Raw genomic sequence first — 15,169 nt, forward strand, 5'->3', positions numbered from 1 at the left:
TCGGCTCTGCTCGAACTAAGGGGCGAGGGCGCTCAACCCGTCATGAGCGCCTGCAACACCAATATCAGCCCAATCAGCCCAACCATATAGACCAGCGTCCGCACCACCGGCACGCCCATCGCGTAAAGCGGAAGATAGACGATCCGCGCGCCCAGCCATAGCCATGCGCCGATCGCCGTCAGGTCACTCGTCCGTCCCGCAACCACCACGCCGAGCAGCGCGACGATTGCGATGGGGTAGGTCTCAAGGAAATTCGCCTGCGCGCGCACCAACCGTCCTGCGACAGGCTCCAGCGGCGGCAAGGTCTCGTCCCGCGCGCCCATATTCCATTTCGGTCCATATTGCTTCGTCTTAAAATGCGCCGCCGCAAAAATATGCACCAACAGGAGCACACAGCTCCACGCCAATATCTTGAGCTCGATCGCCATGCGGTATCCCCTTTCCACAGGTAAGAGGGCTACGTTATCGCCATTCCTGCGCTCGCGCCATGAGCCTTGCTCGACAGAACGATACCGTTCGATTATGATTGGTTAATACTGACAACTGATCTGAGCGAGGATAACGACGTGATCATCTCCCGGCGCCGCGCCCTGGCTTTGCCGCTTCTCGCTAGCGCCTGGTCTGCGGCTCCCGCCGTCGCACGCGAACTCGGCAAAGGCTCAAGGCTGCAATATACGGGCAATCCGTTGCGCCTGCCGATGGGCGTATGCGATCCGCAGATCCGCATCTTCGATGATGTCGCCTGGCTCTATGCCACCCACGACGCCAGCCCGAGGAGCCGCACCTTCACGATGAAGGATTGGCAGATCTGGCGGAGCGACAATCTTGTGAACTGGTCCCATGAGGGTACGCTACTCCCTGAACAGACCTATTTCGCCAAGCCAAGCAGCCGATGCTGGGCCACTGACGCGATCCGGCGCAATGGCAAATATTATCTCTATTTCTCCATGGGTCCTGAGGATATCGGCGTTGTCGTCAGCGACGCGCCCGCAGGCCCGTGGCGCGATCCGCTGGGCAAGGCGCTGATCGCCAAGGGTCAGGTTCCTACGGAAACCCGCGATCCCGGTATCTTTCAGGAAGCCGATGGCACCAGCTACATCGTGTTCGGCACCTTCGACTATTATATCGCGCGCCTGTCCGACGATATGATCTCTCTTGCCGAAACGCCGCGCAAGATCACGATTGCCGATCCCGAAGGGCCTTATGGTCCGGGCAAGACGGATGACAAACCATTCCTGCACCGCCGGGGCAAATATTATTATCTGTCATGGGGGACCTATTACGGGATCGGCACCTCGCCCTATGGCCCCTTCCAGTGCAAAGGCCCCTTGCTGCTGCCCGAAAATGTGGAGCCGTCCTTCCTCAATGACAGCTCCATGCGGGGCCGCTATGCACCGCCGCCGGGCTTCAAGCCGAAGAACTGGCTGAACTTCGACCGCCATGGCTCCTTCTTCAAATGGCGCGGTCGCTGGTTTTTCGCATGCAACGACCAATCGCAGGAAGGCACGACCCCGCTGTTCCGCCAGAGCGTGATCTTCGACGTCCACTATCTGCGCGACGGCAGGATCGCGCCACTCAAGCTGACGGCGAACGGTGTCATTTCCCCACGTTAGTATAAGTGAAGCGGTCGAGTTCCTCCGGGCCGAATGCTACTGATTTTGCGGGGATCAAGGGGGCGGGTGTCGGACCTAGACACCCATCCCCCAAATTTTCCTTCGCCATGGGCAAAGCATTCTGAATTGAAACGGTTGAGCGCTTCCGCCATCTGGCCAGCATGGCCGAACAACTCCCTGCTACCGTCTTTCTCGTCGGCGCGGGTCCGGGTGATCCGGAACTGCTGACGTTGCGCGCTGCGCGTCTGATCGCGCAGGCGGATGTTGTCGTGCATGACGGATTGGTTTCGGCCGAGATATTGGCCATGGCTTCGGTTGACGCTGAATTGATTTCAGTCGCCAAGCAACGCAGCCGTCATTCGATGCCGCAAGAGGGCATCAACGCCTTGCTCGTGGAACTGGCGCTTGCCGGACGCAGTGTCGTGCGGCTGAAGGGCGGCGATCCTTTCGTCTTCGGGCGCGGGGGCGAGGAAATGGAAGCATGCCGCGCCGCTGGCGTGCCGGTCGAGATCGTGCCGGGGATCAGCGCGGCGATCGGCTGCGCGGCGCAGGCGCAGCTTCCTCTCACCCATCGCGATGCGGCGAGCGCGGTGACCTTCGTCGCGGGCCAGTGCAAGGGGCTGACGGATCAGGACTGGTTCGGGCTTGCTGGCCATGGCCGCACACTGGTGATCTATATGGGCGTGGCGACGGCGGCGGATATAGCCGACAAGCTCATCGCCGATGGCGTGTCGCCTGCGATTCCGGTTGCGGTGCTGGAAAATGGCACGCGCACTGATATGCGCACGCTGCGCACCCTGCTCGCCGATCTGGGTGACATGGTGGCGCGTGAAAAAGTAAAAAGTCCGGCCCTGATTGTGGTCGGTGAAGTGGCGGCCTATGCGCTGGCGCAGGACGTGCTGGCTGGCTGGGCCGCACAGGTGAATAATGGGGCGGAGATGCATTCGTGAAGATTTTGACCGGCAATGACCTTGGCACCGGGGACGTGATCTGGTGGGCGGGCGACGGCTGGTCGCGGCAGGTCGGCGAATCCGTCGATGTGGGCGACAAGGGCGACGAGCTTGCCCGTGCCGAGGAAGCCGCGCTGCGGGTGGTCGCTCCTTATGTGATCGACGCCACCCTGACCGACGAAGGCGTGCGCCCGGCCCATATCAAGGACCGCATCCGCGCTCTGGGACCAACCGTGCGTCCCGACCTGACGCTTAAACCGAATGACGCCGATGCCGGCAACTGGGTGATCTGACCATGTATCGTTATGACAGCTATGACCAGTCCATTGTGGACGCCCGCGTCGAGGAATTTCGCGATCAGGTGCAACGTCGCCTGGCCGGGCAACTGACCGAGGATCAGTTCAAGCCGCTGCGCTTGATGAACGGCCTCTATCTCCAGCTGCACGCCTATATGCTGCGCGTCGCCATCCCCTATGGCACGTTGAACGCGCCGCAAATGCGCAAGCTGGGCGAGATCGCGCGCAAATATGACAAGGGCTATGGCCACTTCACCACGCGCACGAACCTGCAATATAATTGGATCAAACTGGCCGATGCGCCCGACATCCTCGCCGAACTGGCGACGGTCGAGATGCACGCCATCCAGACCAGCGGCAATTGCATCCGCAATATCTCGTCCGACCAATATGCTGGCGTCGCCGCCGATGAGGTGACGGACCCGCGCCCTTGGGCCGAGCTGCTGCGCCAGTGGTCGACCTTCCATCCCGAATTCACCTATCTGCCGCGCAAGTTCAAGATCGCGGTGATCGCCAGCGAAGAGGATCGCGCGGCGATGCGGCTGCACGACATCGGCCTGAAGCTGGTGTCGCGCGATGGGCAGATCGGCGCGGAAGTTTATGCCGGTGGCGGCATGGGCCGCACGCCGATGGTCGCCCCTCTTATCAAGGACTTCGTGGCCGAAGATGAGATCGTACCTTACTTGGAAGCGTGCCTGCGCGTCTACAATCGCTACGGCCGCCGCGACAACAAGTACAAGGCCCGGATCAAGATCCTGGTCCATGAGCTGGGCGTCGAGGAATATAAGCGTCAGGTCGAGGAAGAGTTTGCGCATATGCGGGAGCTGGGCCTCAACCCGCCACGTGAGGAACTGGACCGCATCCGGCCCTTCTTCGCCAATCCGACTTATGATCAGGGTCTGAGCGACGAGATCGACCGTAGCGACCCCGCCTTCGCCCTGTGGGTGGACCGGCAGGTCGCGGCGCACAAGCAGCCCGGCTATGCGATCGTCAACATCAGCCTGAAGCCGCGCGGCGGCATTCCGGGCGATGCTTCGGCCGAGCAGATCGAGTTGGTGGCGGACCTCGCCGAACGCCATTCGCTGGACGAACTGCGCGTGACCCATGCGCAGAACCTTGTCCTGCCGCATGTGAAAAAGGCGGACCTTTATGCCATCTGGCAGAAGCTGGACGAGGCTGGGCTGGCGGAGGCCAATCTGGACCTGATCGGCGACATCATCGCCTGCCCAGGCCTCGACTATTGCAGCCTTGCCAATGCGCGGTCGATCCCGCTGGCGCAGAAGCTTTCGGAACGGTTCGCGGACGCTGGCCGTCAGAAGGATCTGGGCGAGCTTAAGGTCAAGATCTCCGGCTGCATCAACGCGTGCGGGCATCATCATGCCGGGCATATTGGCGTGCTGGGCGTGGACCGTAAGGGCGTGGAGAATTTCCAGCTCTCGCTCGGCGGATCGGGCGCGCAGGATGCTGCCGTCGGCCAGATCACGGGGCCGGGCTTCTCGGAGGATGGCGTCGTGGATGCCATTGAGAAGGTCACCGACCTCTATCTCGCTGAACGTCAGGAAGGCGAGCGCTTCCTCGACACCTATCGCCGTCTTGGCATGAAGCCCTTCAAGGAGGCGATCTATGGTTGAGTTCCTGACTTTCCGCGACGGTGAAGCCGCGCAGGAACCCGCTGTTACGGTCGAGTCTTTCACCGGCCAGTCCAATTCGACCGCCGTGCGGATCGAGGCGGGCGAGGATGCGCGCGAGTTGCTGCCCTATCTCGACCGGCTGTCGCTGGTTGAGGTGAACTTCCCCGCCTATGGCGACGGGCGCGGTTATTCGGCCGCCCGTATCCTGCGCGAGGCTGGATATTCGGGTGAACTGCGCGCGGTGGGCGATGTGCTGGTCGATCAGATCAATGCCATGCGCCGCTGCGGTTTCGACAGCTTCCGCCCCGACAAGGCGCTGGACGATGCCGCCGTCGATCGCGCCCTTAATCGTTATGCCGACGTCTATCAAAAGACCGTCGATGGCCGCAGCCCGGTTTGGGCGAAGCGGCACCCGGAGAGTATAGATGGCTGAACCTGCCCGCCAGCTTGACGTAATCGACGCCCGGCCTGCCTTCACACAGGCTGACGCGGACGCGCTGAATTCGCGCTTCGAAGGCGTGGATGCATTGACGATGCTCAAGACCGTCTTTGCCGAAGGTCTGGCAGGCAAGGTGGCGGTTGTGTCTTCCTTCGGCACGGAAAGCGCCGTGCTGCTCGACCTGGTGGCGCGGGCGGACAAGAACGTGCCGGTGATCTTCGTAGATACGCTCAAGATGTTCACGGAAACGCTGAACTATCGCGACACCCTCATCAGCCGGATGGGTTTTTCCGACAGCCGGTCGGTCACGCCCAATGCGGAAGTGCTGGCGAAGAAGGACGAGACGGGCCTGCGCTGGTCCTATGATCCTGATGGATGCTGCGACATCCGCAAGGTCGAGCCGATGCAGCGCGCCAAGGACGGGCTGGACGCTTGGATTTCTGGGCGCAAGGCGTTTCAGTCTACCACGCGCCAGAATATGCCGCGTTTCGAGGTGGAAGATGGCCGCCTGAAGATCAACCCGCTCGGCGATTGGACGAAGGACGATCTGGAAGCCTATTTCACCGAGTATGATCTGCCGCGCCATCCTCTGGAGGCGCAGGGTTATCTGTCGGTAGGCTGCGAACCGTGCACCTCGAAGGTGTTGCCGGGCGAAGACCCCCGCGCCGGGCGCTGGCGCGGTTGGGACAAGGTGGAATGCGGCATTCACTCGCCCGTGACGCCTGTCCCCGCGCCCGTGGTTGATCCGGAAGACCCGGCTAATCAGCCTGTGTTCTGATAAAATGAGCCGACTTCGGTTGGCGAAATGAACAGCAGCATCGCGTTATCCCAGCGGAAGCTGGGATAACGCGATGCTCGTTCGACACCTTGCGTCTGCGCTGCAAGCCTACGGCTTTTATTGGCATGACCTCAGAAAATGGCTGGAAGGACGCCGGGAGAACTCCGCTCAATCCCCCATCCCACTGACATCCACTTCCTTCAGCCCAATCCCGATCGATGCCCGTGGCTGCTCGATTTCCGCCGATGAAACCGGATAGGCGCAATAATCGGCCGCATAAAAAGCGCTCGGCCGATGATTGCCGGAAATGCCTAGGCCTCCGAACGGCGCGGAGGACGAAGCGCCGTTGGTCGGCCGGTTCCAGTTGACAATGCCTGCCCGGATATTCGCCCAAAACTGATTATATTGCTCGGGCGACCCGCCGATCAGGGAAGCCGACAGGCCATAACGGCTATTGTTCGCCTCCGCGATCGCCGCTGGGAAATCGGGAACGCGGATTACCTGTAGCAACGGCCCGAACAGCTCTACGTCGGGCCGTTCCGTCATCGCGGTCACGTCGATAATAGCTGGGCTCAACAACGGCCTGTCTTCCGACAGGCGCACGAGATGCTTTATCGGCCGCCCGCCATGGCTCATCAGATAAAGGAAGCTTTCGGTTAGCTGGTCCGCCGCATGATTGTCGATGACCGGTCCCATGAAGGGGGCAGGGTCGGCATGCGGATGATCGACGATCAGCCGGTCGGCGATCTTCTTGACCTCGCCGATCAGCATGTCGGCCAGCTCTTCCTTGACGATCAACCGGCTCGCCGCCGTGCAACGCTGGCCGCTGGACAGGAGAGCCGACTGCACCACCAGGACGGCGGCGCTGGCGATATCGCCGGTGTCCCAGACGACGATCGGATTATTCCCGCCCATTTCCAGCGCCAATATCTTGCCCGGATTGCTGGCGAACTGCCGATTGATCGCCAGGCCCGTCGATGCCGAACCAGTGAATAGAATGCCGTTCACGTCGGCATGGGCTGCAAGCGCCTTGCCCTCATCCGGCCCGCCCAGCACCAGACGAACCACATCCTGCGGCACGCCCGCCTCATGGTAGAAGCGTACCAGCATTTCGCCCACCGCTGGCGTTTTTTCGGACGGTTTGAACAGCACGCCGTTCCCGGCCAGCAGGGCAGGAATGATATGGCCATTGGGCAGATGAGCGGGGAAATTATAGGGGCCTAGCACCGCCATGACGCCATGCGGTTTGTGCCGCACCGACTGGCGGGCGCCCATCGCCGATTCCAGTCGCCGCTGCCCTGTCCGCTCCGAATAGGCGGCCACCGAAATGTCGACCTTGTTCATCACGGCCGTGACTTCGGTTCGCGCGTCCCAAAGCGGCTTTCCCGTCTCCCGCGCGATCAGGTCGGTCAACGCCTCTTCATTGGCGCGCACGACATTGACGAAGCGACGCAGCGTCTCGATGCGATAGGAAATCGGTTGTGCCGCCCATGACGGCCAAGCCGCCCTGACCCTTGCGACCTCCGCTTCTACATCGCTGGCAGTCCCCTGCCACAACAGTGCGCCAGTGGCGGGTTCAATCGAAGTCAGCGTCGCGGACATGCAGCCGATATGGCGGATAACAGCCCATTAGGGAAGCGGCGCAAAGCAACTAAAACTCCCTCTCCCCTTCAGGGGTCGATGAGAGGCACGTGACTCTCATCGAGGCGGGGGAGAGGGGGGCGAGCGCAGCGAGGAAGCTCACCGCCTCAAGGCACGTCCGGACGATCCCCCATAGCCTCACCCATCCGCCGAACCGCCGCCACTTTCTCGTGTAACAGCGACCAGTCATCCCGCTCGGCAATGGCGCTCCAGATCGCCTCAACCTCATCGATATGCATCGAACAGGGCACCTCATCGCTCCAATAGCCATGCCCTCTGTCGCCACTCGCCTCCATCTCCGCGACAACATCACGGAACGGAGTCCACGCCTCACCCGAATAGTCCGCCCCGTCACGCGGCTCTCCACCGCGCCAGTCATGGAAAAAAAGGTCGATCGGCGTCCCGCTCGCGGCCATGCCATTGACGGCCGCCTGGATCATGGCGTTCGCCTCTCCTGAAGGGACCACGCCCAGCCGCCAGCAAAAGCGCCGAACCATCGCTTGCCCGAACAGCTCGGGAAACCGCTCCAACTGCTCGATCAACGGCTGCGCCTCCACCAACGGCCTCAACGAAACAGCCAACTGCGCCACGTCCCAATGGATCGCCTCTGCTTGTCGCCCAAAGGCATAAAGTCCGGCATGATCGAAATAGGCCGCCGTAAAGCTCGGCTCCCACAGCGGCGTGAAGCGCCAAGGCCCATAATCGAAGCTCTCGCCGGTCACATTGATATTGTCGCTGTTCAGCACGCCATGCACGAACCCCGCGACCATGTAGCTCGCCGCCAGATCGGCCGTCCGTTCGACCACGCGACCCAGCAACTGTGCGGGCGCGTTATTCCCCGGCTTCTCGTCATAGAGCGTCCGCAGCGCATACTCGGTCAGCCGCTCCAGCAGCGGTTTGTCGTCGAAATAGGCGGCGCGCTGGAACGATCCAATACGGATGTGCGAATGGCTAAGCCGCACCATCACCGCCGCGCGGGTGGGGGAGGGTTCGTCATTGCGCTCCAGCGCCTCGCCAGTCTCGATCAGCGAGAAGGTCTTTGACGTGTTGACGCCCAGCGCTTCGAGCATTTCGGTCGCCAATATCTCACGAACCCCGCCTTTCAGCGTCAGGCGGCCATCGCCGAAGCGGCTATAGGGCGTCTGGCCCGACCCCTTCGTTCCCAGGTCCAAAAGCCGTCCCGCATCGTCGCGCAGCTGCGCGAAAAGGAAACCGCGCCCGTCGCCTATGTCGGGATTGTAGGTCCGGAACTGATGTCCATGATAACGCAGCGCCAAGGGCTGCGGCAGGTTGCCGGGCAGGGAGGCGAATCGCCCGAAATGACGAATCCACTCGTCATCGCTCAGCGTTTCCAACCCCACGCTGGCTGCGGCGCGGTCGTTACGGTATCGTAAAATCGTCTGCGGGAAGTCTGCCGGGGCGACCTCATCTGCGAAATCCGGCTGTAATCCGAAGATTTCCTTTGCCGGATTGTATCTGTTTGCTTGCGAGGATTTGTCCATGCGGCGATATGGGGGAGCGGGGCAGGAAGTTGCAACCGCTGGACATTTATTTGAGGGCGCACGACCGTTGACCAGCTTCACCGACGGCTATTGGTGGTCTCCCGACGGCCTCAGGCTCCATTATCGCGATTATGGCGGGGGCGAAGACGGTCGCCCGCCGCTACTGTGCCTGCCGGGCCTGACCCGCAACGCCCGCGATTTTGAACCCTTGGCCGATCGTCTGGCGGGCGATTGGCGCCTCATCTGCCCCGACATGCGCGGCCGGGCCGAAAGCGCGCAGGCCAAGGACCCGATGACCTATGTCCCGCTGACCTATTTGCAGGACATCAGCCGCCTGTTGGCTGACCTCGCCATCACTCGCTTCGTCGCGATCGGCACCTCGCTCGGTGGCCTCATCACCATGTTGATCGCCGCGACTCATCGCGAGTGGCTGGCAGGGGCGCTTTTGAACGACGTTGGGCCGAAGCTCGAACAGGCGGGCCTGGACCGCATTCGCACCTATGTGGGCGTTGGCCAATCGCACCAAAGCTGGGTTCAGGCCGCTCGCGCCCTCGAAGAGGCGAACCGAGATATCTATCCCCGCTATGGCCTCGAACAATGGCTAGCCATGGCCAAGCGCCTGTACCGACTCAACAGCGGAGGCCGCGTAGTGCTGGACTATGACATGCGGATAGCCGAACCCCTCCGCTTGGCCGGAGGTGAGGCCGGGGTCGACCTATGGCCCGTGATGTCTTCCTTCCATGGCATTCCTTCACTGATCCTCCGCGGCGAACACTCCGACGTTATCAGCGCCTCAACAGCTGAACGCATGTTGTCAGATATGGGCTCGAGCGCTGAACTGGTGACCGTTCCCGATGTCGGCCACGCGCCGATTTTGGACGAGCCGGAAGCCGCCGCCGCCATCGACCGCCTACTCGCTCGAGTCCTGTATGGCTGACGCTCATCAGCGGCCGCCCCGCCTTCTTCATGTTCACGGCAGTTTTTCCCTCGGCGGCAAGGAAGCGCGCGCCGTCCGCCTGATGAACCTGTGGGGCAATCGCGCCAGCCACACGATTGTCAGCGCGGCGCCCGAAGCAATGGGCGCCCGATCGGCGATCGCGCCGGGAATAGATGTCAGCTTCCCCGATCCTCCACGGCTCACCGGCCGTCCCGGCCCAGGCCGCTTCCGGGCTTTAGGACGGTTCATGTCCAGTTTTGACCTCGTTCTCACCTATAATTGGGGCGCGATGGATGCTGTCATGGCCCATCGTTTCTGCTCATCCTTTTTCCCGATGCCCCCGCTCATCCATCATGAGGACGGCTTCAACATCGAGGAGGCTGAGCGTCTCAAGACAGGGCGCAACCTCTACCGCCGACTGGCGCTCCAGCGCGCCCAGGCCGTCGTCGTGCCGTCCATCCGGCTCGATCAGATTGCCCGCGCGATGTGGCATCAGCCTGCGCGGAAAGTTCATCTGATCCGCAACGGGATCGACGTCGCGCAATATCTCCAACCCGTTCCCGGAGCCATTCCAGGGTTGGTGCGCTCACCGGGCAAGCTGCTTGTCGGCACGCTGGCCGGTTTGCGCCCGGTGAAGAATATCCCCCGGCTGGTCCGCGCCGTCGCGCCGCACCGTGATAAGCTGCAACTGGTAGTCATCGGAGAAGGGCCTGAGCGCGACGCGATCATGGCGGAAGCGGCGCGGCACGGGCTCGATGACATCTGCATGCCCGGTTTCCTGCCCAATCCTTCGCGTTTCATGGGCTTGCTCGACATTTTCGCCCTTTCCTCGGACAGTGAACAATTCCCCATCTCGCTGGTGGAGGCGATGGCCGCGCGCCTGCCGGTGGCGTCAACCGATGTCGGAGATGTCGCTCAGATGGTCGCGCCGGAAAACCAGCCATTCATCGCCTCTGATGAGGCGGCGCTGTCCGACGCGCTAGGGCGGCTGGCCGCGAGTTCCGAGATTCGCAACCGTCTGGGTGACGCGAACCTGCACCGGGCTCAGCGCGATTTTGAAGAAGCCGCAATGGTGGACGCTTATGCGTCGCTTTATGGACAGGTACTATCCAGCCCCCATATTTTGCGGTAGGGCGCGGCCGTAAATTCGTCATCGGTCGTGAAAGCTGCTATAGAGCGGCCCTTAGTCGGCGGGTGACCCAGCAGCTGTTGCGCGGGAGATTAGGTTGTTCAAGGGTTTGAAGCCCATCATCTATGGTGGTCGTGAAGTATGGCCGCTGGTCGAGGGCGGGAAAGGCGTGGCCGTCTCCAATCACGCCAGTTCCGGTGCATGGGCCGCTGCGGGCGGCATTGGCACCGTGTCGGCGGTCAATGCCGATAGCTATGATAGCATGGGCAATGTCATTCCCCAGATCTACCACGGTCGTACTCGCCGCGATCGTCACGAAGAATTGATCGCCTATGCCGTCGATGGTGCGGTGGAACAGGTGAAGCGCGCCTTCGAAATCGCCGGCGGTAAAGGCGCGATCAACATCAACGTCCTCTGGGAAATGGGCGGTGCGCAGCGCGTGCTGCACGGCGTTCTGGAAAAGACCAGGGGCATGGTGGCGGGCGTCACTTGCGGCGCGGGCATGCCCTACAAGCTCAGCGAAATCGCGGCCTCTTATGGCGTGAGCTACCTCCCTATCGTCAGTTCGGGCCGTGCCTTTCGCGCCTTGTGGAAGCGGGCTTACTCAAAGGCGTCTGAATGGCTGGCGGCCGTGGTGTATGAGGACCCGTGGCTGGCGGGCGGTCATAACGGCCTTTCCAATGCCGAGGATCCGCGGGAGCCTCAGGATCCTTATCCGCGCGTCAAGGCGCTTCGGGAAACCATGCGCGAAGGCGGCATATCCGACGAAGTGCCAATCGTCATGGCAGGCGGGGTCTGGCACCTCAAAGATTGGAACGACTGGATCGACAATCCGGAACTGGGCACCATCGCGTTCCAGTTCGGCACACGCCCGCTGCTGACGCAGGAAAGCCCTATCCCCCAGCTTTGGAAGGAACGCCTGACCCAGCTGGAACCGGGCGACGTACTGCTTCATCGCTTCTCGCCGACCGGCTTCTACAGCTCGGCGATCCGCAACCCTTTCCTGCGCCAGCTTGAGGCGCGGTCGGAACGCCAGATCCCGTTCAGCACGGAGCAGGCGGGCGATCACACGCATCAGCTTGACGCGGGCGTGAAGGGCAAGAATTTCTGGGTAACGCGAGGCGACCTGTTGCGGGCGCGCGAGTGGGTGGGGCAGGGCCTCACCTCCGCTCTCAAGACGCCGGACAACACGCTGGTATTCGTCACCGAAGAGGAAAGGGCGGAGATCCGGAAGGATCAGACCGACTGCATGGGCTGCCTCAGCCAATGCGCATTCTCAAGCTGGATGGACAGTGAGACGAACTCCACCGGCCGTCTTGCCGATCCAAGGAGCTTCTGCATCCAGAAATCCTTGCAAGAGGCGGTGCATGGCGGGGACCTGGACAAGAACCTCCTGTTTGCCGGACACGGCGCTTACAAGTTCAAGCAGGATCCTTTCTATTCCAACGGTTTCGTGCCGACGGTGAAGCAGCTCGTAGACCGTATTTTGACGGGCGACTGATGGCTGAAATTCAGGGATTGGCGGTGCTGGAATATCACACGCCACATTTCGACATAGTGCGCCCGGGCCAGTTCGTCCTTTGTGCGGTTTCGGGCGCACGTATCGATCTTGACGACCTTAAATATTGGAGCGCCGAGTTTCAGGAGGCTTATCGGGGTCCCGTTGAGGCGACCCAGTCCTTCCTGCGTCATCGCGGCTTAGTGACGGCCTGACCGGCGCCGCACTTTTTGTTCCCTTTCCTGGTTTGATGCGTTATCCTGTCCACGCAGGCGACAAAGATCGCCGCGTGCGGAAGGATGTCGGCGATGTCGCGAATTGATATCTATGGCGATCGGATATGTGTCGTCACCAGCTTCCTCATTGTGGGCTGGTTTATTTACGACATTCTATTTTGATCGAACCTCGGCACAGCGGCAAGCGTAAGTGACTGCCGTTAAAGCAAAGCTATGTTTCCTTTCAAAAGCGGCATTGTAGAAAGGCCTCGAGCTTAAGGCTCCGCGGCTTTTGAAGGATGACAGCTTGCTCCGCGTCAACAACGGCTAAAGCGCACGGCCCCCATGCGACCACGCAAGGTTTCGTGTTCCTCCGCATAAGGAGAAGACGATGAGCCCTCGACCCATTCTTGCACGCCGTAAACGCCCTCGCGAAACAGGGCGCGACATCTACATTCCACACTCATCCTGGTCGCGGAAGCCCAGAGCCACTGCTGATGCTGTGATCGCGCCCGAAGATTTTTGGGCGAAACTCGGCATCTGATCAGCGGAAAACGACGGTCTTTCCACCATTCAGGAGCACCCGGCGGTCAGCGATCCAGCCGACCGCCCGCGCCAGAACCTGCGCCTCGATGTCGCGGCCGATGCGGATCATGTCTTCGGCCGTGGCACGATGGTCGACGCGCTCCACGGCTTGTTCGATGATCGGCCCTTCATCAAGGTCGGCGGTCACGAAATGCGCCGTCGCGCCGATCAGTTTGACCCCGCGCTCATGCGCCCGGTGGTAGGGCCGCGCGCCCTTGAACCCCGGCAGGAAGCTGTGATGGATGTTGACGCAACGTCCTTCGAGCTGTTCAACAAGCTGTTCGGACAATACCTGCATGTAGCGTGCAAGGATCAGATAATCCGATCGTGATCGGCTGAAAACGTCCAGCAAAGCGGCTTCCTGCGTTGCCTTATCTCCGTTCGGCGGAAGCTCATGATAGGGGATGCCATGCCATTCGGTAATCCGGCGCATGTCCGGATGGTTCGACACCACCCCCATGATGTCGATGGCCAACGTCCCTGTCTGCCAACGATGCAGGAGGTCGGCCAGACAGTGCGAGCCCTTGGAAACGGCGAGCAGCATCCGCGGCCTTTCCTGCGCAGCGGTGATACGCCAGTCCATGCCGAAGCGCGCGCCTACGGCATCGAACTCGCCTTGCAGCTGCTCGGTATCCGCGATCCGGCCATCGGTTGCCTCAAAAGCCACCCGCATGAAGAAGCGCCCCGCTTCCCTGTCGGCATATTGCTGGCTGTCCGTGATGAAGCATCCGCGTTCCGCCAGGAACTGGCTGACCGCTGCAACGATTCCCACACGGTCGGAGCAGACAAGCGTCAGCACCCATGATGGGATAACCGGATTGTTCAAAGGGAGACTCCGCGAATGATCGGGAAAGCCGTTGCCTTATGCCGCCCCCATGATCAAGCCGTTAAAGGAACTCAGTCATTGGCGCTCGTCATCGCGAAAATTCCGGTGGCATTCCCCGCGTCGAATGACAGGTCCAGCAACCCGTTTGCGGGATCGACATCCCGGCTGATGAATTCGTAGAAAGAACCGGGTACTTGCCGCACCTTGTTTCCGGCAAATAGCCGTTCGACCGGGTCCGCGCGAAGGGCGGTCTGCTTCACGCGGCCATTGCGGGAAATTTCAACCTCATCCTTGATCGGCCATCCTTCAGCTTTCAGCCATTCGGCCAAGGCCGCGACGTCCGCCACCCGGTCGGTGGCATGATTGAACGCGTTACCCTCCGTCGCGATCCACGCGGCTTCAGGCGACCGCGATAGCAACAGCTCATAATCTTCCAACGTGGCAGGATCATGCTGCCGATCGAAGGCAGACACCAGAACCGGCAAGGCCGTCCGCGCATGCTCGAATGGGACAAGCTGTCCAGCGTCATAGGCGTGCAATACTGCCAGCGTTTCCGGATCGAGCGGATCGCGCGACGTGCCAAACACGCGCGTCGCGACTGTAGCAAACTCGGCATCAAAACGATCCACATGGAGTTCCGAAACGAAGAATTGAGGAATGTCTTGGGGAGCGTCGGCATGCGCATAGGCGCGGCCGGTCATCTTCAGCCGACCCAGAGGATAAACCCCAGCCAGCGTGTAGCCCAATGGCTTTAGGATACGGGTGAAGGCGTCCTCTCCGGCGGGCAAAGCTCCCGTGGGGCCTTGGGGCAGGCGGATCGTTCTTAGTGCTCCATGATCGAACACCACTTTGCCACCGCTGGCCAACCTGTCCGCCACATAAGCAGCGCCGCTCGGAACCCGTTGCAGTAGGCCGTGAAACAGAATGACGTTCAAGGCGATGGCGAGCGCCGCCCGAGAGACATGAGGACCGCGTTCGGCCAGCAAAGGCGATGCGATCGTAAGTGCTGCAAGCACTTGCTCCGCAGCACTATCTCCCAGCGTGGCCCTGACCAACGCTGGTACATTTTCCTGTTCGCGATCGACGGCCATGGCGCGCTCCATATCGGATATGGCTGTTATCGCGCGCC

The 15,169-nt window shown here is 61.4% G+C and carries 15 protein-coding genes; 10 read left to right on the forward strand and 5 right to left on the reverse strand.

All coding sequences use genetic code 11. The features are described 5' to 3' along the window. Positions 1–32: 32 nt before the first annotated feature. On the reverse strand, positions 33–428 hold the full coding sequence (locus tag ACZ5TH_RS04045) for an MAPEG family protein (RefSeq protein WP_464794699.1): 396 nt from the start codon (positions 426–428) through the stop codon (positions 33–35). Between the two features lie 138 nt (positions 429–566). On the opposite strand from ACZ5TH_RS04045, the gene ACZ5TH_RS04050 reads away from it, so the two are divergent. The 6 genes from ACZ5TH_RS04050 to ACZ5TH_RS04075 all read left to right on the forward strand — a co-directional run bounded on the left by ACZ5TH_RS04050 (position 567) and on the right by ACZ5TH_RS04075 (position 5,707). Then, positions 567–1,613: a family 43 glycosylhydrolase gene (locus tag ACZ5TH_RS04050; RefSeq protein WP_464794700.1), complete on the forward strand. Its 1,047-nt coding sequence runs from the start codon at positions 567–569 to the stop codon at positions 1,611–1,613. A gap of 161 nt (positions 1,614–1,774) precedes the next feature. Continuing rightward, on the forward strand, positions 1,775–2,563 hold the full coding sequence (gene cobA, locus ACZ5TH_RS04055) for a uroporphyrinogen-III C-methyltransferase (RefSeq protein ID WP_464794701.1): 789 nt from the start codon (positions 1,775–1,777) through the stop codon (positions 2,561–2,563). Beyond that, complete coding sequence (locus ACZ5TH_RS04060) at positions 2,560–2,856, forward strand: DUF2849 domain-containing protein (RefSeq protein ID WP_449472101.1); 297 nt, start codon at positions 2,560–2,562, stop codon at positions 2,854–2,856. The genes cobA and ACZ5TH_RS04060 overlap by 4 nt, the downstream gene beginning before the upstream one ends. A gap of 2 nt (positions 2,857–2,858) precedes the next feature. Beyond that, positions 2,859–4,490 (forward strand): nitrite/sulfite reductase, encoded by a 1,632-nt coding sequence (locus ACZ5TH_RS04065; protein WP_464794702.1) that lies wholly within the window; start codon positions 2,859–2,861, stop codon positions 4,488–4,490. Beyond that, a complete protein-coding gene (locus ACZ5TH_RS04070) occupies positions 4,483–4,923 on the forward strand; it encodes a DUF934 domain-containing protein (RefSeq protein WP_464772232.1) in 441 nt (146 codons plus the stop codon). Before ACZ5TH_RS04065 ends, ACZ5TH_RS04070 begins: the two co-directional genes overlap by 8 nt. Then, the gene (locus tag ACZ5TH_RS04075) at positions 4,916–5,707 is read left to right on the forward strand and encodes a phosphoadenylyl-sulfate reductase (protein WP_464794703.1); all 792 of its coding nucleotides are present in this window, start codon (positions 4,916–4,918) and stop codon (positions 5,705–5,707) included. Before ACZ5TH_RS04070 ends, ACZ5TH_RS04075 begins: the two co-directional genes overlap by 8 nt. Before the next feature lie 168 nt (positions 5,708–5,875). Here ACZ5TH_RS04075 and astD read toward each other — a convergent pair whose 3' ends face one another. Both astD and ACZ5TH_RS04085 read right to left on the reverse strand, forming a co-directional pair. Further along, positions 5,876–7,309, reverse strand: a complete 1,434-nt coding sequence (astD, locus tag ACZ5TH_RS04080) for a succinylglutamate-semialdehyde dehydrogenase (protein ID WP_464794704.1) — start codon at positions 7,307–7,309, stop codon at positions 5,876–5,878. A gap of 146 nt (positions 7,310–7,455) precedes the next feature. Beyond that, positions 7,456–8,850, reverse strand: a complete 1,395-nt coding sequence (locus ACZ5TH_RS04085) for a protein adenylyltransferase SelO (RefSeq protein WP_464794705.1) — start codon at positions 8,848–8,850, stop codon at positions 7,456–7,458. Between the two features lie 67 nt (positions 8,851–8,917). Here ACZ5TH_RS04085 and ACZ5TH_RS04090 point away from each other — a divergent pair, with 67 nt between their 5' ends. The 4 genes from ACZ5TH_RS04090 to ACZ5TH_RS04105 all read left to right on the forward strand — a co-directional run bounded on the left by ACZ5TH_RS04090 (position 8,918) and on the right by ACZ5TH_RS04105 (position 12,629). Continuing rightward, the gene (locus ACZ5TH_RS04090; protein WP_464794706.1) at positions 8,918–9,787 is read left to right on the forward strand and encodes an alpha/beta fold hydrolase; all 870 of its coding nucleotides are present in this window, start codon (positions 8,918–8,920) and stop codon (positions 9,785–9,787) included. Then, on the forward strand, positions 9,780–10,919 hold the full coding sequence (locus ACZ5TH_RS04095) for a glycosyltransferase family 4 protein (RefSeq protein WP_464794707.1): 1,140 nt from the start codon (positions 9,780–9,782) through the stop codon (positions 10,917–10,919). The genes ACZ5TH_RS04090 and ACZ5TH_RS04095 overlap by 8 nt, the downstream gene beginning before the upstream one ends. 94 nt (positions 10,920–11,013) lie before the next feature. Continuing rightward, positions 11,014–12,417, forward strand: coding sequence for an NAD(P)H-dependent flavin oxidoreductase (locus ACZ5TH_RS04100; protein WP_460987942.1), 1,404 nt, complete (start codon positions 11,014–11,016; stop codon positions 12,415–12,417). Then, positions 12,417–12,629: a DUF2093 domain-containing protein gene (locus ACZ5TH_RS04105; protein WP_196226283.1), complete on the forward strand. Its 213-nt coding sequence runs from the start codon at positions 12,417–12,419 to the stop codon at positions 12,627–12,629. The genes ACZ5TH_RS04100 and ACZ5TH_RS04105 overlap by 1 nt, the downstream gene beginning before the upstream one ends. A 544-nt stretch (positions 12,630–13,173) precedes the next feature. On the opposite strand, the gene purU is transcribed toward ACZ5TH_RS04105, so the two are convergent. Both purU and ACZ5TH_RS04115 read right to left on the reverse strand, forming a co-directional pair. Next, on the reverse strand, positions 13,174–14,040 hold the full coding sequence (purU, locus tag ACZ5TH_RS04110; protein WP_464794708.1) for a formyltetrahydrofolate deformylase: 867 nt from the start codon (positions 14,038–14,040) through the stop codon (positions 13,174–13,176). Between the two features lie 71 nt (positions 14,041–14,111). Beyond that, positions 14,112–15,131, reverse strand: a complete 1,020-nt coding sequence (locus ACZ5TH_RS04115) for a 2-oxoadipate dioxygenase/decarboxylase family protein (RefSeq protein ID WP_464794709.1) — start codon at positions 15,129–15,131, stop codon at positions 14,112–14,114. Between the last annotated feature and the right edge of the window lie 38 nt (positions 15,132–15,169).

Source organism: Sphingobium sp. TomTYG73 (genome assembly GCF_055394245.1).